We start from the raw sequence: 23,334 nt of genomic DNA, 5'->3' as shown, positions 1-23,334 counted from the left end.
TGATGCTGCGAAAGTTGGTGGCGTTTAGCCGGACGACGTTTATTTGATTTGCTCCACGATTATTTGGTTACGCGCCATGCAACGAATTGCAGAAGGCCGAACTCAGGTGCTGATCGATAATCTGCCGAGTAAGCAAAACGTTCACTAATCTCCCGTTGACCAACCTTCCCCTGAGCTCGTTTGGTAGAATCTCCGCAAACTTGAATTCCGAATCGGCCCCGGGGTCGAGTTGAATTGAAATCTCGGCGTCTGCAAGGCCACGCAACTTTTCAATGCATTTCCGGGCCTTGCCCGTGTCCACCCGCAACTGGATCGTCAGGCTGTCGGCTTCCGCCACAATTTCGCGCCCATCCCGGAGAAGGTCGGCCAGGGTGTCGTTGACCTGCTGGCCAGCGAACGTCCACCACTCGGTCCGACCAGTTTCCTTCGCTGGAATTAGGTGGGTGTGCTCCGCCCGGACCCAGGCAAATTCATCCCGGATCTCCTTCAACGCTTCGGTCGCACGCTTGGAGAGATGATCGGGCGTGGCTTCGTCGGCAGCGACTTGCTGGATGCTTTGAGCCAGTTTGAAGGAAAGCCCCGGGGATCCCCCCAGCCATCGGGTTTTCCCTCCCGTGCCGTCCGGTTCGACGTGGGCTTTCCTGGCTTTCCAGTCCACATGGAGGACTTGCCAGGTGCGCCCTGCCAAACCAATGAACCGCGGGCCTTCGACCTTGGTCAGGAAATTGCCTTGGTCCACGGTTCCGACTTCTTGGTTTCCGTGGAGGACGGTAATGACCGGCTGGCTTGTGAAGACTGAAAGCAGTTCGTTGAAATAGCGGTAGCCGTAGTCGGCTTCTGCGGTTGGACCTAGTCCGAGGACTCCCTGGTCCTCTACCAGAATGCCCGTCCGCACCAAATGCTCCAGCAGCCCTTGGATCTCTTCTCGCGGGAGGTCCCGAACGAACGGGATGCGCCCCAGCCAGTGCTGCAAACCGAGGATCCCCAGTCCGTTCTCCTGGAGGATGAGGGCGAGAAGCTGCTGCGTGAGAATGTGGTAGGGAGACGCCGGTGCCGAAATCGGTTCCACGAAGCCGGCTTCCCACAAGGCGACGAGCGCGATGGTTCGATGCAGTGCGGGCTGGGACGTGGCAAGGAACAGGCAATTGCGACGGGTTCCCGGACGTCGTCCGGTGCGTCCGATGCGTTGGAGGAACGAGGCGACGGTGTTCGGGCAGTCGATCTGGATGATCCGGTCGAGATTCCCAACGTCGATGCCCAGCTCGAGGGTGCTCGTGGCGACGATGACGCAGTTGCTGGCCTGGCTGAACGCCGCCTCGGCTTGGCGTCGTTGGTCGACGCTGAGGGAACTGTGGGAAAGGTAGGTTTCGACACCATGACTGCGGAGCGCCGCAGCGATCTGCTCCACACGGGAACGGGAGTCACAAAAGACGAGCCGCTTCTCCCCTCGATGGAGGGATGAGATGACAATGGCCGCGTTCTCCAGGCTGCCAACGTAATCAATCTGGACCTCCGGCGCGGCGATGCCGCTGGAGGGCGCCACGACGGTCGTTTTGGCCCCGGTGCAATGCCCTGCGAACCATTCGAGCAACTGGTCTGGATTGCCGACGGTCGCGGAAAGCCCGATCCGCTGGGGTTCGGCCGGAGCCAGACGGCTGATTCGCTCCAAGACGAACAGGAGATGCCAGCCCCGGTCGTCACCGGCGAACGCATGGATCTCATCGACCACCACGGCCCGCAGCGAGGCGAAGAATCGCCGGTGCTCCACCTTCCGGGAGACCAGCATCGCTTCGAGGGATTCCGGCGTGGTGAGCAGGCAATCCGGGGTCGTTCGGAGAATCTGCTGTCGCCGCGACTGGGTGATGTCGCCGTGCCAGACCGCACAGCTGCGGCCGACCAAACCCAAGTAGTGTTCCAGCCGCTCGTGGAGGTTGTTCAGCAGCGCCTTGAGCGGGCAAATGTAGAGAATGGAAAGGCCGTCCCATTCTTCAGTGAGCATCCGGGACAAGAGCGGGAAGATGGCTGATTCAGTCTTGCCGCCTGCGGTGGGTGCGATCAGCAAGGCGTGATTGCGAGCGAGAACCGGCCCGATGCTGAGCTCCTGCAGCGGACGAAGTTCCTTCCACCCCAGCGAATTGACGATGTGGTGCTGAAGCGCTGGGTGGAGCTTGTCGAAGTGGCTCACAGGCTCAACGTGGGGAGGTTGCCCACGAATCGCACCAATCGGCACGAATGGGACCGGACAAAACAGCTTCCCACGCCTTTCTCTGCGATTGGTGCCGATTCTTGTGATTCGTGGGCCTTCACCGTTTTCACAGCTGGAGTTTGATATCGTCGACGCTCGCCACTCCGGCGGCGGATTGCTCGACCAACGTCAGCTCCGTGGGGGTTACCGTCAGCGCGTAATCGCGACGGGGATCGAAGTCCGGGAACTGATCAATGCGGTCCAAGACGTCGCCGACCAGCTTCTTGAGGTAGAGCCGAGGGGCGACGCCCACTTTCCCGCCCAGCTTCCCGGCAACCGCCTGCGCCAGATCCTCCAGCAGGACGAAATCGGCCCGCTGCCGGATCCTTTCCGTGTGGGGCGAACCCTGAGCGAACAGATGGGTCACCCGTGTTCCCACCTCGACCAACGAATCCTTGGTGAATGGTGACAGCCGGAGTTGAACGGCCCTCGGGTTGTCAAAGCGCGCCTCCGTCGTGAAGTCCACGTGAAGCCGTTGCGCCAGGGGAGCGAGACGCTGGATTCCCTGCGGACCGTCAAAGAAAGCTGGTGTGCCCGTGATGACGAGGTAAAGCCCCGGGAAGCGTCCCGCGTCGATCTCGTCGATGAGCTGCCGAAGGGCGTTGAGCGCCTTTTCCCGTACGTCGCCGCGCACGCGTTGCAGGGTTTCCACCTCGTCGAGAATGATCAGGAGCCCGGGGAGCCCCGAGTCTCGCAGCAAAGTGAGCAACCCTTGGAGAAAGCCGAGCGCCGCAAAGTGGTCCACGTCTCCCTTGATGCCGGCTGCACGCTTCGCCTCCGCCCCGACGGACGGTTGACCGCCCAGCCAAGCGAGGATGCCATCCGCCACCGCCTTTTGGTTCTGGGTGATGGCGGTCCGATACGCCCGCAGCGCGATGGCGAAAAGCGGAGTGGTTTTGCTGACGGCCTGGAGCCGTTGTTCGATGAGTGCGTTGGTTCGATCGAGGAGTGCTTCCTGGGTCGGTTCCGCGCTGCTGGCGGCAAGCACGTCTTCCTCCAGGGCGAAGAACCATGCATCCACGATGCTCCGAAAGGCGCCGCCATCGACGTCATTCGTCCGAAGCCGCTCGATCAGTCGGCGATAGACTGTTTCCAACCGGTGGAGCGGGGTTTCCGTCTCCGAGATCTGGACTTCGGTGACCGCAAACCCCTTCTTGAGGGCTCGATCCTGAAGCCAACGGGCCAGGAAGGTCTTGCCGCATCCGTAGTCCCCTCGAATCGCCTTGAAGACGGCTCCACCCTTGCCCACCCGGTCCAATTCCTCGTCGAGGCAGGTCGAGAATCGATCCAGTCCGACGGCCAGCGCTTCCACGCCATTCTTGGGCACGGTTCCCCGACGCAGGGCGTCGAGGATTTCGAGTCGTTTCTCGGGGCTGACGGTCATGGTTACGGGAGATCAAATTGGGTAAAGGGCCCACGAATCTGCACGAATACACACGAATTTGAACCCGCGACGATGGTGACTTTGCCTTGAGTGCATTCGTAGCGATTCGTGTTCATTCGTGGGCAACCTCCGGAGTCGCTTTTTACGGAATATCAAATTGGGATTTCAGCAGTTCCCGGTTGAGACGGACCGTGCCGGAACTGTCGTCGATGGAGAGCACCGGATACCCCTCCACATTCAGGATGCGCCGCAAACTGGAGAGGATTCCCGGCAGCCGGAATTCCGGAACTCCGGTTCGCGAAGACAGGGCGACGAGGAGCAAGGCGCCGCCCCGTTCCTCGATGGCTTCGAGCGTCTTGCGGATGATTTCGGCCGAAGGCGCCACGCGCCCGGCGAGGCTCAACTGCGATTTGAACACCTCGGACTTCAGCAACGCGCCAATCCAGTCGGCCTCCGTCGAAGTTGGCGTCGGCGTTCTCGGATCGAAGAGCGGCAGCCCGCTGACTTCCTTCGCTACGGGTGGGAGAGAGGGCGGAGTCGGCTTCTTGGTCTCCGTGGTGGCTCCACCCGCAAACCACCATTCCGGCAATCGCTGAGCCACGGCCACCCAGCCTGAGGGCAGGTTCTTTTCCTGCGCGAGCACGGCAAGGGGCACGATCACCTCCTGAGGGGAAATCCCTCCGTGGTATCCGTTCTTGCGGCTGGTGTAGATGATCCGCTCGCTCCAGGGAGCGATGAATCCACCCGAGGCAAACGGCGCGACGCGCTCGCCCTTGACCTCCAGTTCGCGAGATTCCGGCTCCTCCTGATTGCTGCGGTAACGGTCGCTTCCTTCCTGACGGACGGTCTCCGTGTTGTGCTCGATGATGTGACCGTGATCGCTGGTGAGCACCACCACCCGATCTGCCGCGGTGGCGGCGGCCAGCAATTGCTGGAGCAAAGGAACCCGTTCGATGGTCCAGCCCATGTTGAGCTGATCCCCCTTCAGGAGGTGATCGTCGATGGCATTGATCACCACACCCACCACCGGCCGCTTCTCGTGGATCGTGCGTCGAACCTCCTCGCTCAAGCCGATGCCGTCCCGCTCCGAGAGACTGCCTTTGAGAAACAGCACCGGTTGCGTGGCGGCGGTATTGTGTTCCGAAAGCGCCGGATGGTTGCGGAAGCCCACCTCTTCCCCGGCAGACGCCACGGCCTGCTCCCGACCCACCAGCAGCAACCGGCGGGACCACTCGGTGATCGTGGGAAGTCCGGCGACGGCAAAGGGAGGCTTCTCCGGATTCGCGGGAACCGCTTCGAGGAACCCTTGCTGAGAAAACGCCGAGGCGAGTTCCTGATGGATGGCCAGGCTCAGCCCGTCCAGGACGAGGAACAGGACCCGATGCTTCTTCGCCAGCGGGGCCACGACCCGCGGAATCAAGTCTTCCACGGTGAACAGGCCGTCTCCGCCTCGTAGCGTCCATTCCACCAACGCGGAGCCGAATCGGTGATTCTGCTGCTCCCGCGACGCGTCCACGGGGGCCAGAATCTCGCGATAGGCCCGGGTCAGTTGAGGATGGCTGTCCCCGTGGAAGAGATGGCGACGGGCCCAATCCACAAAGCCACCGTCCTGATGATACTCAGCGGCAAGCCCGGCAAAGTCGGACGGCACGGGCACTGGTCCCCGCAATCGCCAGCGGCAAAGACGAATGGCCATCTCCGCGCGTTGGAGCCGGTCCGGCTCGCGGTTGGCCAGAAAATGCTGTTGGACGTTGGTGAACGCCGATTCCGCCACCCGGAGGCGCTCGGTCATGGGTTCCTGGGTGAACGCCAACAGGGCTTCCCCCAGCAGGCCCAAGCGCTGTTCCAGTCCCATCTGGGACGCGTCGCTTAGATGAGCAAAGGATTCGATGCGGAGTTGTCGCAGCAGCTGGTCGAAGGCTTCGAGGTCAGAACGAAGTGCTGCCGACGCAGGTTCTTCGAGTTCGCGGACGAGCCATTTGATCCCGGTTTCGCCCAGTGCCTGTCCGTCTTTCACGGATGGATGTTCGCCGCCGAACATCGGCTCCAGCCGGGCTCCCGCTGCAATGAGCTCTCCGGCCGGGTTCGGACGGAATACGACCTGGCACGCCAACGCCAATGCGGGAATGGACACCGGAGGGGACACCCGCAGGGCACCCAAGACCAATCCGGCGGAACTGCCGGCATGGCGCTTCAGCCAATCCTGAATGGGCGCAACTGCCTCCTCGGTCAGCGCCTCAAACTTGGGTTTGGACTCGGGCTTGCGCGCCCAGTTGATCAAGTCCAGCAGGTCGGGCTTTCCGGAACGAAACCCGAGGCTGTGCCGTAGGAGCATTTCCCACGCGGTCTCGCTGTCGAGCCGTCCACCTGCCACAGGAGGATACCCTTCGTCAGGCCGCGCCTCCGCGAGGGCCTCGGCCATCCAGCGAACGCCTGCGAGGCGGGGCTCGATGTCCTTCGCCTTGAACAGTTCCTTCAGGATCTCCTTGGAACTGATGTGAAAGAGTTTTCGCCGGGCCAGTCGCGCCAGCACGTCTTCGCCCAAGCGCCGGTCGGCAACGCTGGTGAGGAGCACCAGCTGTTCCGGTGGCGTCCGCGTCAGGGCCTCCCGAATCGCGAGCTCGGAGTCGGTCTGAACAATGACCTGCTCCACGCCATCGAGGTGGAAGGTCGCCGGGCCAAGCCAACGCTCCTGCACCTGCAATCCCACCGCCCGCGCTTCCGGGAAGCGCTGGCGGATGGCGCTGACCTGGGTGCGAATCTGGTTGAGCGTCAGCATGGAAATGAAGTGCCCACGAATCTCACGAATCGACACCAATACGGAGGGGGAAGAGAGATTCCTCTCCCACGAGCGTCTTTTTTGTCCGATTCGTGTTCATTCGTGGGCTGCCGGTTCCTGGGAGAGTTGCCCACGAATCGCGCGAATCGGCACGAACGATGGACCGACTCTGAAAAGCTCCCTCTGGCTTCCCTGGATTCGTGTTCATTCGTGCGATTCGTGGGCCCTTCGGCTCGTTGGGCAGGTCATCCGTGCTGCGCGTCCACGTGCAACCCGAGTCGCACGCCAAAAAGTTCCATGGTTCCCGTTCCAAGATCGATCCGGCAGTCAGGATCTGCGTGGATGAGTGCGTGGAGAGAAGCCGTCACCACGATCATGTTGCTCCGTTCATCCGCTCCCCCCTTGGACAGAGGTTGGATGTGATGGACTTCGAGGACCTCGACAATCTGCGCTTGGGGTAAACCCGGGGGCAGTTGGTCACCGGCGACCTGGCTGGCGCCGTAGAGCGACTTCAGCTCCGTCACCAACCGACGGTTGCGTGCCAACTGGTCAGGCTGGTTGGCGTAGAGCTGCTCCACCTCCGCTGCGTCGCTTCGGTGCCAAGAAACTCCTGCGGCCGGAGTGGGTGAAGCGGGCGGATTCCAGGCAGGAACCGGGATCGGCGACGGCGGAACCACCGGAATGTCTGTTCCCTGGGATGGTGTTGAAGTGGGGAATGGAGGCGTGGGAACCGGTGCCGGTGGCGTGGGCGGACGATCCGCCAGCAGGGTGGCTGCGTCGTCCTCGATTCTCGCCAATGTCCCCGGCAGGGCGACGTCCTGTTCGTTTCGCGTCAGAACCTCCTGAACTCGTGAGGCGATGGCGGCACCCGCCGCCTGCCGGTAGTCGGTCAGACGGGAAGCGGAATCGATGATGTTCCACTTCGTTCGCTGCAACGCGTTGGAAACCGACGCCGCTTGCCGGATGGAAGTGCCGAGAACCAGCGGAAGCTGTGTCCAAGGAGCGGCAGCCAAGGCCGCAATGACCTGCGTCTCGGTCGCGCTGCGGATGGCTTCCAGCAAGTCACGTCCCGCCCGGGCCGTGGCGAGCCGATCTGAAGCGCTGACTGCGATTCCGCGCTGTTGCAGCCGCTGTTCCAGTTCCGCCACCAGATTCTGCGCGCCGGACTGGAACTCCGTCGCCTTGCTCTTCAGGTCGGCGGTCAGCCTCGCGACATTGGAGGCATTGCAGATCGAACCCGGCGTGAGTCCAAAGATCCCCTGAGCCCGCGCACAGGCTTCCTTCCATTGAGCCGCCGTTGGCAACGGCTGGCTCCGGAGTTCCATCTCGTCCCGGAGCGTATCCAGCGAGGCCTGCACCGGGCCGCCATGCAGCGTCAGCGACCGATCCGCCTGCGTGGCAAAGAAGAGGATGATCAGGTTCTGAAGTTCAGCCGGCAGGCCCATCGGCTGTGGTTCATCCATCCACCGACGAAGCTTGCCCACCGTGGTGGCTCCTTCTCCGCCTTCCTTCGGCGCGAAGTGCTGCCGCCAATGGCCGTCCGCGACCAGATGCGTCTCGCCCATGGTCGCCAGCTTCAAGGGCTCGGCGATCAGCTTCACATCACGGCGGTTGGCCGGGTCCACCGGGGAACGCCCGTCGGCGGATTGCAGGGCCTTCTCCAGCTCCACCCACACCCGCTTGATGCTGGCCCCGGAGATCCGCGCGTCCGTGGAAAACTCCGGATGTCCCGGAAACTGTCCCTTGAGCGCTTCACTCAATGCCTCCTGAACGGCGTCCTTGAGGGTCGCCGCCGAGGGAACCGGGATGGCGATGCTCGGATGGAGACTCAAGATCTGCTCGTCCGGGTCGAGGGTATGGGCCGAATCCAGGCACGACTTGTCGCTGGCCAGACCGTAAGCGGCTTCAAGGTAGCCTTTGATCTTCTGCCGCAGGGCCCGGGACTGGTTTTCCAGGATGACCTTGGCCTGCGTTCGTTCCACCGCCGAGAGCCGGGCGGCATAGGTGTCGAAGCGACTTCCGGTCAGCACATGGTCCAGCTTCACCAACAGGCCCAGCTCGCGTTGGGCGGAGCTGTTCAGGAAGGACGGAATCCACGCGATGGTGCGCGATCCCTTTGGAACTTCGCGGCGGAAGCCATCGATCTTCGCCAGGTCATCCCGTGGACCGTGGTTCTCGTCCTTGTCGAAGGGGAAATCGATGATGACCTTCCAGTCATCCGTCTGGTTGTTCAGGGTTTCGGTGTTGAGCTCCCGGACATTGGCGAACAGGAATTGGCATTGCCGTTTGGTTCCCCGCCAGAGGAAGTCGTGGCTGATCCACAGGGCGTCGGCCAGTTCGAGACCCATCATCTCGTAAACCAGCTCCTTCACCTTCCGGATCCGGTTCCCGGCGTTGTCTTCGGTGGCGGCCTGATTGACGAGGCTGTCGGTATCCACCCCGGCCAACTGCACGCTGACGGTCGGATTGCCTTCCTCGTCGCCAATCTTGATCTGCCCAATCTCGGACGCCCACTCGCGGCACTTCTGCAACACCACGCGGCCTTCCTGGCCGGGGATCGGCGTCTTGATGCTGCCGTGGTTCAGCGCGGCCAGCTTGTTGACCGTCATCGCCCGGAAGGACTCCACCTCGGGCGCGAGCGCCGAAAGCAGCAAGGTCTTGGCGAGGCGATCATCCCGGCGGAATCCGATGACCTTGGGATCCGTCGGGCTTCCCGCGTCGGCCTGTTCCTTGCGGATGCCGTTCCTGGCCTCGATCAGCGGCAGGAGTTGCTGGAGGTAAAGCCGCCGGGCGTTCTCGAAGTGGACGCGGATGACGTCGCTGAAGGGCTCTTCACCCTTCATGATGATGTCGAATATGTCGCCGACGGGGATGATCTGTCCGAGTTCCAGCGTCTCCTTCTGCTCCACCAACAGCATGAGCATGATCTTCAACGCGGTGCGCTCGCGCTGAAGCAGGGTGGAGAGGGCCACCAGGGTCTCCATGAGGGCCGGACTGAAGGGATAAATCTTCCGGAACTGATTCCGGTCGCCCTCCTTGGTTTGCAGCACGTCCAGCACGTCGCGCCGCAGCTTCTCCGTCTGGCGAAACGCTTCGTCGATCTGCTGGCGAGCGGCTTCGCTCCTGGGTTTCAAGACCCGCTTCTGCGCGATGGTCGGCAGATTGCGGTCTTCGAGCTTGATGACGTCGAAACGCTGGTCGAAGTGCTTGATTGAATCGTCGAGGGAGACGTATTGCGCCCCCAGCATGGTGTCACCCACGAGCTCCCGCAGACTCTTCTGGCGGGCGATGAAGCTGATCAGCGGGACATCCCGCTTGGCGTTCTGCGATTCGACGAGCTTCGCCAGCAGCTGACCTTGCTGGGTCACGAACTCCGGTTTGCCCGCGTGGCTGGCCAGCCAGAGGATGAGTTCGTCGAGGAAGAGGATGATCGCATCGTAGCCCAGCGACTTCGCGTGGTTGCTGATGACCGACAACCCGTTGTCGAGGTTGATGTATTCCGCCGTGCCGTGGGCGTGGCTAAAGATGGTGGCAACCAGCGAACCCACGAGGCGAATGCGCTCGGGATTCTGCGGATGGGCATTGCACGCGCGGTCAAAGGAGGCTGCATCCCAGGCGCTGCCGAGCAGCCCCCAATCCCCGCCGCGGGAAACCAACTCAGTTTGGTCTGCCATCGCGAGACTTGAATCATCGCCCTCCGCGAATTCCTCGTTGATGGCCTTGAAGAACGCGGCGTCACGCATCTGCTTGCGCAGGTTTCGGGCGTTCTCGATCAGCTTCTCGGAACGATAGACGCCCGGGTGCGGCTTGTCGGGATGCAGGCGGGTCACGAAGTCGGTGTAGCCCTCCAGGATGGCCGACGTGAGGTCCGTCTTCCCGATCATGTGGAACGGCACCAGCAGGAACTTCTTCCCGTGGCCCCAGTCGTTCCAGTTGGTCTCCGCCAGCAGCGGGGGGAATTCCGCGAACCTCTGGATCGCCGGATGGTTGGCGAGCATCAGGTTCAGCACCGCCATGAAGTGCGACTTGCCGGAGCCGAAGCTGCCGTGGAGGTAGGCGCCCTTGCTGGAGTGCGATTGCAGGCTGGATTTGACGAGGTCCAGCGCCTGCCGGAAGCACTTCGCCAGCTCCGGGGTGACGACGTAGTTCTCCAGCGTCTGCTCCGGGTTGCCGAGGCCTTCGGTGAGGCGGAGGACGAAGTCCCCTTGCCGCACTTGATCCGGCAGGTCGATGAGGTCTTTGAGGTAGGCCATGGAATCAATGAAGGGAGGTTGCCCACGAATCGCACGAATCGGCACGAATGAAGGCGGGATCCGGAGCAGGTGATTCTCTCTTTTCTCGATTCGTGTTCATTCGTGCGATTCGTGGGCCACACTCGGTGGTTCAAGTCCGGGACAGGGCGTTGTTGCTGACGAACAAGTTGCGGGCTCGGAACGCCGGTGGGCTCTCCAGGATGAGCACACCCCGAAGCGCGGCTAGCTGTGAGGCAAACCAAGGATTGTGAAGACGTCGCTCGTCGCTCAGGGCCCAGTCAGGGCTGGGGAGATTTAGGCGACGCGATAGTTCCTCCGCGGTGGCAGCAAGGTAGGCGTCTCGGACCCGGCCAGTTTCAGAATCCATGGGCGCCAGCAGCGGAGGCGAATCCACCAAAGCGGCAAAGGAAGGCGCCGCATAAAAGCCATCAAGGAAATTGGCGAGGCACCGGTCGAAGGAATCACCGTTCGCCGTCAGCACGGCGACCTCTTGCAATGACTTGGGTCTCATATCTGTCCTTCCTCAAATAGGCCTTCGACAAGGTACTGGGTTCGGGGGGGAATGCGATTCTCGGGATAGTACCGGCTCACCAGGTCCAGGACAGCCCGGGCGTTCTCCAACCGCAGGTGGCGGATGAGGAACTCGATGTCGGGCACATCGGAGCCTTCCCCGGTGGTCCCGCCCACCCGGGCCGCCATGCACTTCATGGCCAGCAGGTATTCAGGCACCGGCATGGTGAGGCGGAGGTTTGGGAACTGGGGCAGATTGCCGGTGGTCGTCTCATGACGGTCCGACACGAATCCTTTCACCCCGTCGTTCAGCCAATCCGGGGGCAGTTGCCGTTCTTCGCCGATCCGACGCACCAGCTCGCGGGTGAGCGTCGTTGGATGGAAGATGGCGTCCACGTCCTTGGTCGAAAGCCGGGCATTGAAGGCCAGCACCATCACGGTGCCGCCGAACAGGCAGACCTCGCCGATCACGCCCTGCTTTCCGAGCTCATCGGAGAGGGCCGACAACGCGTCCACAATCGCCTCACGCGTGAGGGCGGAGCCGGAGGAAGGTGGTGTGCTCATGCAATGAACGGGAGGGCCCACGAATCGCACGAATCGACACGAAAGATGCGGAGACACCATCGAATCGATCTCTTCGTTTCCGAATTCGTGTTCATTCGTGTGATTCGTGGGCAGTGCAGTTGCATCTCAGGTCGAACGGGAGTGACCCACGAATCGCACGAATCGACACCAATGAAGAGGGCGATGGAATCGACCAGAGAGGAGGCGAATGTCCTTTTCGGATTCGTGTGCATTCGTGTGATTCGTGGGCAGTGCAGTTGCATCTCAGGTCGAACGGGAGTGGCCCACGAATCGCACGAATCGACACCAATGAAGAGGGCGATGGAGTCGACCAGAGAGGAGGCGAATGTCCTTTTCGGATTCGTGTGCATTCGTGTGATTCGTGGGCAGTTCAGGGAGTCAGGGCAATCTGCTTCAGGTCCACCAGGGACTTCCCGAAGCGTTTGGCTTCTTCGCGGACGTATTCTTCGTAGTAGTCGCCCATCTTCAGGCCGAACTCGGGGTCGAGCTGGTTGTGCCACTGCTTGAGCCAGGGCAGCAGTTCGTTCAAGCCGGCCAAGACCAGCAGGAGCTTCGGCTGACCGGCCCCGGTCTGTTGCAACTCACCGTAGTGGGCGGCGAGCGCTTTCGCCTGTTGCAGGGGGTCGAGGCCGGCCCAGGCAACGGTCAGGCACGGGTCGCCGTCCCGACTGCATCCGGGATAGCTGATGAAGCGTTCCTTGGGCACGTCCAGCTTGCCGCGCAGGGACCAGAAGACGGAGGAACGGAAGTCGGCGCTGGCGTATTTGGGCGGGACTGGGATGTCGCCGATGCGTTGGGCTTTGCGCACCTTGGCGTCGGCTTCGAGGCGTTTGCGGTCGGCTTCGGACAGGTTTGGAGCGTTGAGGCCGAGTTCGTTGTCGATGGCGTCCTCCGCGCGCTGCTTGTCCCAGGTTTCCTCCCAGACCACGCGTTTGCGAAGACCGCTTTCCTTGTAGCGCTGGCCCGGGAGGAACGGGACGGCGGCGCTCTGGATCAGTTCGGCGACGAGCTTGTGCGGATCGAAGTCGGCGCGGCCACGGTAGATTTCGGCGGCTTCGCGGAAGGAGCGATCGAGGACGAGGTCGGTGATCTGCTGGGTGGTGAGCAACTCGATCTTGGGCTGAAACGCCTTCGCGGCCTCGCTGCCTTCCGGAGCGTTCAAGTCGCGTCCGATGACGCGCTCGATGCGGTCGAGCAGCCATTGGGTCAGGGCCTTCTCCAACTGCTCGTCCCACGGTTCGGTGTTCCAGCGGCGCTTGTATTCGGGCTGCTCGATGAGACGGATGTTGGAGTCGTCGGCAATGCGTTGGATGCGTCGTTCGACCAATTCGCGATACGCGGTCGGCCAGTGACCCGGGACTTCCGTGATAGGCGTGGAGCCGTGCCGCTCGAACCAGGTCGTTTGCAGTTCGCCCGCCTTCATCTTTCGGGCCATGACGATTTCGAAGGCGCGCTGGCCGAGTTCGACGCCATCGGGCGGGACCTGCACCGCCCCATCGGGTTGACTCACACCATCTCCAGCATCGATGAGCTTGAAGGACTCGTAGATCTGCCAATCCAGGTCCTCCTGCCAAGCGATCATCTGGCGGCGTTGGCGGTGCCAGGCGTCGCGGGAGTGGGCCAGCCACACGCGCAGGTCCTCCCTCCCGGGGCCGCCCCAACTCAACAGCGTGGCGCCCGACGACTGGGCCTCCAGGGCCGTGCTGGTTTGGACGAGCGCGATCGGAAGCTGGGAAGGGCATACATCTGGAACCGGGATGTTTGCGACCTGTGCAGCGTTGAAGGTCATGCGCCCCTCCCAAGGCTCGTTTTGAATACCGCGACCGATGCCGCTTCCGCCTTTCGGCGCGCAGACCTGCCTTAACCAGAAGGCGGCGGATGAGCTATTGAGAACACCAAGTAACAGCTGGTGCTGGCGTTCATCTTCGGTTTTCAGTTTCGCGATTGGAGCGGACTGTTTGAAAGCCTTAGGGCCGCGATTCAGGGCGAAGTTGATGTGCGTTGAGACAGCACAGAAGACGATCAATCGGTCCGCCAAATTCCGTTCAATCGGGATCTGGTGATATTCCCAAAATGGCCTGCCAGCGGCAGCGTAAGTCAATCCGCTGAAGTCTGGACGGTTCGCGAGTATCGACCGCAAAATCCAAAGCTGGTCGAGGAGAAGTCGGTCACTCGATAGCTCCATTGCGCGGTCGTAGGGGAAGAGCGCCTCTTGGTCACAGTTAATCGCCCAGTCGCGAACGTCTTCACCTTCCACGACAGCTCGCCTGAACTGCTTCGGCGCGTTTACCCGATCAAGGCACGTCGGAGGTCTGGAGAAACACTCCTCCTCCCCCATGATCACTCCAAACCCAACTACAGGGTTGCCGCGCCGATGCTCGACAAAAGTGGAGAAACAATTCGAGCAAGCCTCCTCTAACAAAGTCTTGAGCTCGGAAGCTCCACCTCCTCCCAAGCTCCACGGATGCTTGTGAAAGATAGCTCGTGCTGAATCCGCAACACTGACCCATTCGCTTTGGCTTCCCGCGACGTCGACTTGAGCTAGCATGGCTTGCCAAACGAAGCCTTGGACCGGGTCTGCGGGAATCCCGGGTTCACCTTTAATCCCGCTGACGACCCGGACGGTCGCCATAACCGGCGGCTGATTCTTCCCGAAGATGATAACGGTGGGCGTTCCGTGTTCAGGGATGTGTGCACCTGCAGTGTCCAAAATATGAGTCACATCCCATCGAAACATGAACTTTTCGATGAGGTCCTTCCCGAACTCATTTTTCATGAAGGAATTTGCCGTTATCTGCCCGACGAATCCGGCCGGCCGCTGCGGGGTGCCGTCGCCTTTGACCGCGAGCTCGAAGAAGCGCTCCATAAAAGGCACGGAGAGCGAATACTTGCCGCGGCACGAGGAGTAGCGCCCGCGGTAGAGCTCGCTGACCGCCTTGTCCTTGACCGTGATGTAGGGGGGATTCCCGAGGACAACGTGGTATTGTTGGCCAAGGATGCGCCGTAACGTCGCGGTATCCTCGACTTCGTAGTGGTGCTTCAGCTCGTCGCGGAAGGCGGCGTCGTCGGTAGCGAAGGTGCGCTGGGTGGCTCCTTGAAGTTCGAACTCTCCAAACCGCCTCCCGTGGAGCAACGAATCCCCCACGGCGAGGTTCAGCCGAAAATTCGGAGCCGCCTTGAGGCGGTTGACCGCGACGGCCTTGAGCGCGGCGATCAGCAACCGGAACCGGGCGATGCCCACCGCGAAAGGGTTCAGGTCCACGCCAAAGACCGAATCCAAGGCGCGCTGTGCGAGTTCCCGGATGGGCGTCGCGGGTTCGAACTGTTGCCACCGCTTCAGAATCCGTTCGAACCCTCCCAGCACGAAGTGTCCGGAGCCGCAGGTGGGGTCGATCATCCGGATGCCCTTCAGCCCGAAAGTCTGGATCGCCGGGTCCAGCGTGCGGTCGAGGATGAACTCCTCGATGAAGAGCGGTGTTTGCAGCAGGGCGTAGCGCTTGCGCGCCGCTTCGGACAGGTCCTGGTAGAGGTCGCCCAGGAAGCGGGTGTCCCACTCGGGATCGGTGAAATCGTGGTTCAGCAGCCCGGTGTCCGGGTTCCGTTCCTGCCAGAAGCGCAGGAGCTGGGTCACCGCGTCGCCGCTCGGCCCGAACTGCCACAGCGGGTTGTGCTTCGGATCGAAGAGGTGGGTCAGCCCCGGCAATTCCGAGGCCGTGCGAAAGACCTGTTCGAGGTAGTCGCGGTCGGAGTGGAGCTTGTTGATTCGGAAGTATTCCTCCCGCTCGTGTTCCGCCGCAGTCCTGCGGTCACCCGGTCCGCTGATCCACGGATGGTCCAGCAGCTCATTGTCCTCCAGGAAACGGATGAAGACCGTCCCGAGGACCCAGCCCACGGCCACCTGCGTGACCAGTTCATCGCGCCACACCGAGTAGGCCTCCGCCGTGCGCCGACTCGCCCGGGCCGCCTCGTATTGGGCGGTGAGCTTGGCCTTGATGGTCGGTTCCGCATCGGAACGGGCGCGCAGGTCCTTCTCCAGATTGAGAAGGACGGGCTTCAGGGCGTCGAGCAATGCAGCGCGGTCGATCATGGAAGGAAGAAGTGCCCACGAATCACACGAATCGGCACCAATGGGGTTGCCCACGAATCACACGAATCGACACGAATGGGGAAAGCTGGAAAACCAACTCTCCAACACCATGTCTTCATTTGATTCGTGTTCATTCGTGCAATTCGTGGGCACCCGTCAGTTTACGATTCGTTCCCATTCGAGGCGACCAGGGTGTCCGAAATTGACCAGCAATCCCACCTTGAAACCGCTGGCATTGAGGTAGTTCAGGACTTGGGAGCGGTGCTCATCCATCAGCGCTGACACCGCCTTGATCTCGAGGATGATCTTGTCCAAACAAACGAAGTCCGGCTGGAACCGTTGACGCAGGGGGCGTTGCTTGTAGCTCAACGGCAAGTTGGCCTGGGCCTGAAACTGGATTTCGCGCAACTCCAGTTCGATTTCCAGGCATTCCTGGTAGATCGGCTCGGTGAACCCGCAGCCCTTCTCGTTATAGACCTCAAAGCAGGCGCCGATGATGGCGAAGCACTCCTCCTTGTAGATCAGCCCAACCTGTTTATCGGAATTCATGATCAGAGAAGGGTTGCCCACGAATCACACGAATTGACACCAATGGGGACGGATGGGGAAGTCACTTCCCGAGGGCTGCATGTCTTCATCTGATTCGTGTTCATTCGTGAGATTCGTGGGCACTTCGGCGATTCATGGGCCGCTCTCCTATTCGCGGGACAGCCAGGCCTCCGGGAGCTGTTCCCACTGTCCCCGCGTGGCGACAGGAACCGGGCGACCGTGGAGGGTGGGAAGCCGGTTCTGCTCATCCGACGGAACGAGCACCCAGAGCGACCGGGGATTCCGGCTGTCGAGGCAGATGGCTTCACGGAGCTGTTCGAGCACCGGAATCTGGTTGAACCGGGCCAGCAGACCGATGTTGGTCAGCAGGACCGGGCCGGCTTGCCCGACCAGGTGCGCCTTCAGCTTGGGCATCACGTAGCCCCCCACGAGCTGGTTCAGGCGATTCCAGTCGGTGGAGGATTCCTCGGCTTGGTCCGCCTCCAGAATCTTCTCCCACTTCACCTTCTTCGACTCGGCCTGCGCCTTCAGTTCGCCCAGCAGGAGGGTGTCGAGGTCGCAGACCGTCACCGGAAAGTCCTGCCGAAGCCGGGACTCCACCGCCAGGTAGTGCGTCGTCGTCGAAACCAGCACGAGGTAACCCGCCGCCTGGATCGAGCGTTGGAGCCGGTCGGTGAATTGGTCGGCCGTCAGCTTCTCCGTGGAGACTCCCGTGGTCTCGGCGGTGCCCGAGTTGGCCCGGGTCGCGGTCGAGGAACTGATGCCGGTCACCCGTTCCCGCCGTTCCGAGCGATAGGCGCCCCGGCCATTGTCCGCCGTGGGGTCCCACTTCAGCTTCGTATCGACCTGATCGAGCAAGGCGTCGAGTTCAGGCCGATTGGGCAACGGAGCCGCCTCGGGATAACGGCTGCTCACACGCTGGCGGATGTCCTCCACCGAAAGGTCACGCGTGCCCAGCAAGGCACCCGCCGCCAATTGGATGGCGCGGCGCGGCTCCAATCCCCGGGGATAGACCTCCAGACGGGAGGAAAGCCCGGCCGTCTGCGAGGCGTTCACCGCCAACTTGACCAGCCGTTCGTCGGAAAGCGGCGTGACGCCCTGGGGGAGCCGAACCCGGCGCAGCGTCTCAACGACCCGGGCGGGCGGCGCGAGGGGATCCTGGAGCGCCAACTCGTCGGCTTCCTTGCCCAGCCGGAAGGCGTAGTCGCCCAAGTCGTGGCTGAGCGCGATCAGCACGCGGTCACAGTTCCGGCTTTCGACGAACCGGGCGGTCTTCAGGGAAAACTCGGTCTCGCAGGCCGTGCGGAGGACGGCGATGGCAATCTGCGTGCGCCGGGGTTCGGTCGCGGTGGAACCACGGGCGGCGAGCAGCGCATCCGCGAGTTCCTTGTGGGTCATGGCTCCGCCCGAAGCCTGAAGGATGTGGAAGATGGCCTCACGAAGACCGATGATCGAGGGCGTGCGCGCCCAACGCTCGCGGGCACTGCCGATGACCTGGCCAATTCGTTGGCGTGAGACGCCGCTGTGTTTGGCCACCTCGGTCTGGCTCGGCCACCCGCTGATGTCCCCCGGTTGGGCCACCGCCCGGGGCGCATCCTGGAATGAAGAAGCGCTCGCTGGGGAATCCGCTGGTTGGGAACCTTCCGCCGGGAGTTCCTTCAACCCCAGAATCTGCCGGAGGATGTCCGCTTCGCCTGCGCCAATCCGGTTCAGCGAGGAGACGAGATGATTGGCGACCCAATCGATGCTCGCGGATTCCGACTCGTTGGGTGTGCTGTCCCGGTGGTCCGTCTCGGTGGCGTCCTGCTTGGGCTGGATGTCCGGGAAGCGAACGCGCAAGTCGCGATGGAGGTCGGTGATCTCGCGCTGCGTCTTCTTGCCGACCCCGGAGAGCCGATTGAGCCGCCAGATGGAGCACTGCAACAGGTCCCGGACCGTGATGGCGTTGATCTTGTCCACCGCATTGGCGGCCCGTGTGCTGAGGCCGAGTTCGACCAACTGCGTGGAAAGCTGAGCCTTCTCGATCAGCGCCGTGCGGGCAGCGGTCGTGACCAGGTCCCCACCGTGCGGTGTCTGGTCCAGTTCCGCGAACACCGCCAGCCACGCGTCCCGCATCTGGCGGGCGTTGTCGAAGCGGTTCCGGAAATCCCGGCGCAGGGCTCGCTGGAAGAACTCAACCAACTGCTCACGCAGGTCGGCGCTGAAGCGCTCCGGGAAGAGATTGGCCTCGCAGTCGAGGACCGCGGGGTCGCTCTTGCCGTCGCCCCACGCGGGCAGATCCCCGGTGGCCATCTCGTAGAGCGTCATGGCCACGGCGAACCGCTCCGCCTGGAGATCCCAGCGGATGGGCTTTCTCAGCCGAATGAAGGGGTCGAGGTAGGCGGTCGTGCCGCACCGGATGTTCTCCGCCGAGATGTGGGAAAGGGAGAAGTCGAACAGGGCGAGGTGCTTCTCGGATTCTTTTCCGCGCTCCCGGATGCCGATGTTCTCCGGCTTGATGTCGCGGTGGGCCACGCCCATGCGCTCCAGTTCCACGACGGCATCGATCAGGTCCGTGCCGAAGCGCTGGAGGAAGTCGAGGTGCAGGCGGCCTTCCTTCCGCAGGCGGCGTGCGAGGGTTTCTTCGCCCGCTCGCTCCATCAGGATGCCCGACAGCCCGTTCAGGTGGACCAGTTCCTGGGCTTTGACGATGCCGGGATGGTCGAGCCGCCGGAGGGTCTCGAACTCGGTCTTCAGTCGTTCGTTGTGGTCGGGCTGATTGGCGAGCTTCAGCACGGCCTGTGCCTCGCCGTGCTGCACCAGAAAGGCAACGGCGGTGGAACCTTGGCCAAGCCGTTCCAGCACGACCAATCCACCGGGAAGGCGGTCGCCCGCCTTCGCTTCAATGGGATTCTGACGCGCCTCGGAATCCGGCGTGGTCAGTTCATTCTCCACCAAATTGAGCTGGTGGAGGAACTCCCGGACGTCGTCGTAGCGGGCAAGGACGTCGGGATGGGTGCTGAACCGGATCAGGTCGCGAAGCTCGTCGCCCGCGGCATCCATGACGCTGCCGATGTCCAACCCGCCTTCGCTCGTGACCCGCTGGGTCATTTCCAGAGGTGAAGGCGCGGGCGTCTGGCCGGTGAACAGGTAGTAGGCCAACGCGCCGAGGCTGAAGACGTCCTGGCTGAGAGCATCGCAGAACGGATCGCGCTGGGCTTCGGGCGAGAGGTAAACGGCGGAGGAATCCTCGACCAACTGCTCGGCGTGGAGGGTTCCGGTGACGCGGGTCGCACCGGTGGTCGTGGCACTCGAACGACGCGCAAGCTGCCAGTTCAGGATCTGGAGCTGGGGAACAGGGGCTTCCGGATTGAGCACCAGGATGCTCTGCGGGCTGAGCGCTCGGTGGACCAAACGTCGTGAATGGGCGAACTGGAGCGCTTCACCAATCTGCCGCACGAATTCGAGGCGCGTGGTGACGGTCAAGCGGTCCGCCCGCTGCGCCATGTAGTGATCGAGACGTTGGGCACCGGTTGGAATGCGGAAGACCAGCGCGGGGCCGAGCTCGTGCTGGGTGAACGTCTCCGCGAGGACGATTCCGGGGTGCAGCAGGTCCTGGAGCGAAATGAACTCCTTTTCCGCCGCCCGCTGGAGCGTCGTCCGTTCCTCGGTGGGGAGATGCGGCGCAATCGGGTAGAGCCGGACGATCCGACGCGTCTGGGTCAGATTGACATGGGCCGCGATCCAGTCCTGAAACAGGCCGACCGGACTCTCGTTGAAGATCTCCTTGAGCTCGAAATCAGCCACCCGCCGCGACTTCTGCGTCGGGCGGATGCCCGCTTCCTCCAACGCCCGGAAAACGGCACGCGCCGTTGGCTTGTCCAGTCGCTGGGCGTTGTTGCGCTCTTGCCCGAGTCCAGTCCGGTTGATGAGCGCTTGGAGGATCCCCGGAGACTTCTCGGCGTCGCGAAGGAAGACGTTCGTGCGCCCGGCCCCAGTCAGACGATTCTGAAGGTCGGTGGCCGAGCAGAACACAACCGCTTCAAGATACGGAATCGAGGCCTTGGCCGCCGCCTTCTGCCGCCGCAGGAGGGAGACCAGCTTGCGCGCCTTGCGATTGGCGAGGAACAGCGGGTTGTCGTAGGTGAAGCGATGACCGCCGGTGGTCCACGTCCAGGTGTGGACGTCGCCGTTGAGGATGCCCGGCCGGCTCTTGATCTCGACCAGGAAGAACCCCATCGGGGTCAGAATCAGGGCGTCGATCTCGTTGATCGTCCCGTCGTCCGCGAGGAACTCGAAGTTCGACCACGCCATGTAGGGCTCGTGGTCGGGCAATCCCGAGCGCAGGTATTCCAACGCCTCGGACTCCCAAGCCGATTGGGAGGGGGTGATGGCTTTCCAGCGTTGCGGTGACATGGCGATGAACCTGATCCGGGAAGGTCGTTACAGCCGGCTGCGCTTCCTCCCTGCGCCCGGAGCCGCGTCATCGCTTGAGGAATCCCCCGCAAGGCCGCCCTTGACCCACGCGTCGATCTCCGAGGCGAGAAACTTCCAGAGCTTGCCCACCTTGTGTGCGGGCATCCGCTTCCGGGTGATCCACTTGTAGATCGTGTCCGGATTGACCCCGAGATGCGCTGCGATCTCGTCCACGGATAACCAGCGTTCAGGCATGGGATTCTTTTCGCGATCAGGTCCTTGGGCGCGATCACTGGGAACCTACGGATCCGACAGCGAACGCTACGAGTCGTGTCCAACAAGGTCAGCCAAAAACCAGCTGAAGCGGGTTCGAAGGACGTCATTGTCCAAAGTTCAGTGGAGCTTCCTTGAAGTCACAGCCGACGCGACGAACGGGGACGCTGGGCTTCCCGAGAGCCTTTGAGGTCGCCAAGCCGTCGGATTCCAGCGCGCATGCATGAAGGCGGAATGAGTGAGGAATGACGGGGGTTGGGTTGATTGTGCGGGACACCGCCCTTCCAACTTTTTAGGGTCCCCTGCGTGACGCGCTGCACCTCGCCCCGCAAAGAGCCCCGAGTTCACGAGCCGATCTCGTTGGATGACATCCGGATCCTCCCCCTGACCGATCCTTCGGACCAGAAGCGGCTCCAGCTTCTGCTCCAGGAGCACCACTACCTGGGCCGGATCAAACCCGTCGGCGAGCGGATGTTCTACGCGGCGCTCGACACCTCCGGGCGCTGGCTGGCGGTGCTGGTCTTCAGCGCGGCAGCCAAGCACCTCAAGGCCCGCGACCAATGGATCGGTTGGACCCGCTCCCAACGTGATCGTCGTCTGAGCCTGGTCGCCAACAACAGCCGCTTTCTCATCCTGCCCGGGATCCATCAGCCCAATCTCGGCTCGCGTGTCCTGCGGCTGACGCTTGATCGCCTCGGCTCGGACTGGCAGGCCCGCTATGGCCATCCCATCCTGTTGGTTGAGACCTTTGTGGATCCCGAGCAGTTCCAGGGCACTGTCTATACGGTCCAAGGATGGCAGGAACTGGGCTTCACCGATGGCTTCGGACGCCATCGCCGGGACTTCTACGTGGCGCACCACAAGCCCAAGCGGCTCTTCGCCCGGGAACTGGTCCGAAACGCTCGCCGAAGCCTGCAGTCCCAGCACCTGAAGCCGGCGTTGGCTGGGGTCGAGAAGAAGGCCGGAGCCCGCTGCTACGCCAAGGAGGCCGAACTGCGCGCCCTGACCGAGCATTTTCGCGACCTGCCCGACTACCGGACGCGTACGGAATCCTACCCGGCAAAGTCCCTGGCCACCCTGCTGCTGGTGGCGATGCTCTGTGACGCCCCACGCGGCCAGAAGGACCTCGCCAAGTTGGCGCGGCGCCTGACCCAGAACCAGCGTCGTGCCTTGGGAATCCGCCCCAGTCCGGACGGTTCCTTTCCGGCCCCTAGTCAGTCAACCTTCTCCCGCTTCCTGGGCCAGATCGATGCCCAAGCCCTCCATCAGCGCCTGCTGCAGATCCAGGCCAAGGTGCGGGGCCAACCTCCGGCCGAGGAGTTGATCGTGGTGGATGGCAAGGAACCCCGGCATGGACCCGGAGAGGCGATCCTGGGGGCGGTCAGCGTGCCGGGGCAGTTCTATCTGGGCTGCGCCCGGGTCGATACCAAGACCAACGAGGTGCCCGTGGCGCGCCAACTCTTCGGCACGATGGATCTGAGCGGGCGGACGGTGTCGATGGATGCCCTGCATACCCAGGACCAGACCGCCCGGGAGCTGGTTCTGGAGCACGGCGCTCACTACCTGATGACCGTGAAGAACAACCAGCCCACGCTGCGAAAGTCCATCGACACCACCGTCCCCGCCCCCTCGGCGGGTTTTTCCCCCTCTGCCCCCGAGCCGCACCCAGGCTCGGACGATCGAGAACAACCGCGGAGCCCGTGAAATCCGCACCCTGAGAAGTTGTGCCGTATCGGCCGAGGACATCGGCTTTCCGTTCGCAGCCCAAGTCGCCCGGGTGATCCGCCAACATGCGGGCAGAAAGAACGAGGAGGTCGGGCTGATCACCGACCTGGGGTCCGACGAGCTGTCGGCATCGCAATGGCTGGCGGCCAACCGTCAGGGCTGGGGGATCGAAAACGGCAGCCACCAACGGCTCGACGTGACGCTCAACGATGACCGGTGCCGCGTCCGCAGCGGCAATGGCCTGCTGGTCTTGGGCATGTTCCGGCGCCTGGTCATCAGCCTCTTCATGCACTGGCGCCTCCAACAGCCCAAGCCCCACCAAAAGTCGCTCACTGACTTCCAGTCCGTCATGGGCGAGGACAATCTTGCCAAAGCCATCACCTTCGTCACCTCCCACAGCCCAAAACTGCGCTGAGAGCTTCATGCATACGCGCTGGTCGGATTCCGGCATTTCAGGAGAATTCTTGCGTGAAATGACGAGTGGATGGAGTCTGAAAGGGGCCTTTCCAGCAATGGGACGCGTTGGGGCGAACTGCGCTTGCGCGGGCG

At 62.6% G+C, this 23,334-nt stretch carries 12 protein-coding genes; 2 read left to right on the top strand and 10 right to left on the bottom strand.

Translation table 11 applies throughout. The annotated features are described in order from the left end of the window. Positions 1–67: 67 nt before the first annotated feature. From KF791_06980 to KF791_06935, 10 genes are all read right to left on the bottom strand, one after another. The gene (locus tag KF791_06980; GenBank protein ID MBX3732323.1) at positions 68–2,185 is read right to left on the bottom strand and encodes a DEAD/DEAH box helicase; all 2,118 of its coding nucleotides are present in this window, start codon (positions 2,183–2,185) and stop codon (positions 68–70) included. 127 nt (positions 2,186–2,312) lie between these two features. Further along, entirely contained in the window at positions 2,313–3,629 is a 1,317-nt protein-coding gene (gene brxD, locus KF791_06975; GenBank protein ID MBX3732322.1) for a BREX system ATP-binding protein BrxD, read from the bottom strand. 142 nt (positions 3,630–3,771) lie between these two features. Continuing rightward, positions 3,772–6,408: a BREX-2 system phosphatase PglZ gene (gene pglZ / locus KF791_06970; GenBank protein MBX3732321.1), complete on the bottom strand. Its 2,637-nt coding sequence runs from the start codon at positions 6,406–6,408 to the stop codon at positions 3,772–3,774. A 245-nt stretch (positions 6,409–6,653) separates the two neighbouring features. Next, positions 6,654–10,661 carry a phage resistance protein gene (locus tag KF791_06965; protein ID MBX3732320.1) on the bottom strand — a complete coding sequence of 1,336 codons (4,008 nt, stop codon included), beginning with the start codon at positions 10,659–10,661 and terminating at the stop codon, positions 6,654–6,656. A 130-nt stretch (positions 10,662–10,791) separates the two neighbouring features. Then, complete coding sequence (locus KF791_06960; protein MBX3732319.1) at positions 10,792–11,172, bottom strand: hypothetical protein; 381 nt, start codon at positions 11,170–11,172, stop codon at positions 10,792–10,794. Continuing rightward, positions 11,169–11,735 carry a hypothetical protein gene (locus tag KF791_06955; GenBank protein ID MBX3732318.1) on the bottom strand — a complete coding sequence of 189 codons (567 nt, stop codon included), beginning with the start codon at positions 11,733–11,735 and terminating at the stop codon, positions 11,169–11,171. The genes KF791_06960 and KF791_06955 overlap by 4 nt, the downstream gene beginning before the upstream one ends. A 391-nt stretch (positions 11,736–12,126) precedes the next feature. Continuing rightward, positions 12,127–15,843, bottom strand: coding sequence for a BREX-2 system adenine-specific DNA-methyltransferase PglX (gene pglX, locus KF791_06950; protein ID MBX3732317.1), 3,717 nt, complete (start codon positions 15,841–15,843; stop codon positions 12,127–12,129). Between the two features lie 156 nt (positions 15,844–15,999). After that, entirely contained in the window at positions 16,000–16,392 is a 393-nt protein-coding gene (locus KF791_06945; GenBank protein ID MBX3732316.1) for a GxxExxY protein, read from the bottom strand. 147 nt (positions 16,393–16,539) lie between these two features. Beyond that, the gene (pglW, locus tag KF791_06940; GenBank protein MBX3732315.1) at positions 16,540–20,787 is read right to left on the bottom strand and encodes a BREX system serine/threonine kinase PglW; all 4,248 of its coding nucleotides are present in this window, start codon (positions 20,785–20,787) and stop codon (positions 16,540–16,542) included. Positions 20,788–20,814: 27 nt separating this feature from the next. Beyond that, positions 20,815–21,042, bottom strand: coding sequence for a helix-turn-helix domain-containing protein (locus KF791_06935; protein ID MBX3732314.1), 228 nt, complete (start codon positions 21,040–21,042; stop codon positions 20,815–20,817). Positions 21,043–21,366: 324 nt separating this feature from the next. Here KF791_06935 and KF791_06930 point away from each other — a divergent pair, with 324 nt between their 5' ends. Both KF791_06930 and KF791_06925 read left to right on the top strand, forming a co-directional pair. Next, entirely contained in the window at positions 21,367–22,764 is a 1,398-nt protein-coding gene (locus KF791_06930) for an ISAs1 family transposase (GenBank protein ID MBX3732313.1), read from the top strand. 73 nt (positions 22,765–22,837) lie between these two features. Beyond that, on the top strand, positions 22,838–23,200 hold the full coding sequence (locus tag KF791_06925) for a hypothetical protein (GenBank protein MBX3732312.1): 363 nt from the start codon (positions 22,838–22,840) through the stop codon (positions 23,198–23,200). The last annotated feature ends 134 nt before the right edge of the window (positions 23,201–23,334 follow it).

The organism is Verrucomicrobiia bacterium (assembly GCA_019634635.1).
Classification (GTDB): Bacteria; Verrucomicrobiota; Verrucomicrobiia; order Limisphaerales; family UBA9464; genus UBA9464.
Note: the sequence above shows the minus strand (reverse complement) of the source record. Positions and strands in the feature narration are given on the sequence as shown.

Coding starts and splice junctions, on each gene's coding strand:
- brxD (MBX3732322.1), bottom strand. CDS start 3,629: ATGACCGTCAGCCCCGAGAAACGACTCGAAATCCTCGACGCCCTGCGT.
- pglZ (MBX3732321.1), bottom strand. CDS start 6,408: ATGCTGACGCTCAACCAGATTCGCACCCAGGTCAGCGCCATCCGCCAG.
- KF791_06955 (MBX3732318.1), bottom strand. CDS start 11,735: ATGAGCACACCACCTTCCTCCGGCTCCGCCCTCACGCGTGAGGCGATT.
- KF791_06960 (MBX3732319.1), bottom strand. CDS start 11,172: ATGAGACCCAAGTCATTGCAAGAGGTCGCCGTGCTGACGGCGAACGGT.
- KF791_06965 (MBX3732320.1), bottom strand. CDS start 10,661: ATGGCCTACCTCAAAGACCTCATCGACCTGCCGGATCAAGTGCGGCAA.
- pglW (MBX3732315.1), bottom strand. CDS start 20,787: ATGTCACCGCAACGCTGGAAAGCCATCACCCCCTCCCAATCGGCTTGG.
- pglX (MBX3732317.1), bottom strand. CDS start 15,843: ATGATCGACCGCGCTGCATTGCTCGACGCCCTGAAGCCCGTCCTTCTC.
- KF791_06945 (MBX3732316.1), bottom strand. CDS start 16,392: ATGAATTCCGATAAACAGGTTGGGCTGATCTACAAGGAGGAGTGCTTC.
- KF791_06935 (MBX3732314.1), bottom strand. CDS start 21,042: ATGCCTGAACGCTGGTTATCCGTGGACGAGATCGCAGCGCATCTCGGG.